Genomic DNA, 591 nt, shown 5'->3' with positions numbered 1-591 from the left:
TCGAAGCGCTCGAGGGCCTGTTCGTAGCGTGCTGCAGGGACGTCCCAGTCGACGACTTCGAAGAATGCCGAGATGAAGTCGCCGCGGGCCGGGCCGTAGTCGTGGTAGTAGGAGTGCTCCCAGACGTCCAGTGCGAGGATGGGGTGGGAGCCCCAGAGTGCGCCCTGGTCGTGCTTGTCGACGACGACGTTCCGAAGCTGGTTCGAGAACGAGTCGTAGACGAGCAGTGCCCAGCCACCGGCGGCACCGGCTGCGGCTTCGAATTCGCCCTTCCAGGCTTCGTAGGAGCCGAAGTCTTCAGCGATGCGGTCTGCGAGCGCTCCCGTAGGTTCGGCACCGCCCTCAGGCGACATGTTCTGCCAGAAGAGGTCGTGGAGAATGTGACCCGAGCCGTTGTGGGTGACGTTGCGAATCGCGCCGGCGGACGAGTCGAACTCGCCTGCTTCGCGGTTGGCTTCGAGGGTTTCCTCAGCAGCGTTCCAGCCGTTGACGTAGCCCTGATGGTGGGTGTCGTGATGCCACGTCAGCACCTGCTCGGAAATGTGCGGTTCCAGTGCGTCGTACTCGTACGGAAGTGGGTCGAGTTCGTAG

The 591-nt window shown here is 63.5% G+C and carries 1 protein-coding gene; it reads right to left on the bottom strand.

Going from position 1 to position 591, the window contains the following annotated elements:
• A partial coding sequence (gene sod, locus QT222_RS00095) for a superoxide dismutase [Mn] (RefSeq protein ID WP_491475910.1) occupies positions 1 to 591 on the bottom strand: 591 nt, incomplete at both ends.

It is taken from the genome of Haloferax sp. s1 (assembly GCF_058382125.1).
The sequence above is the reverse complement of the archived record's forward strand: the minus strand, read 5'-3'. Positions and strand labels throughout refer to the sequence as shown.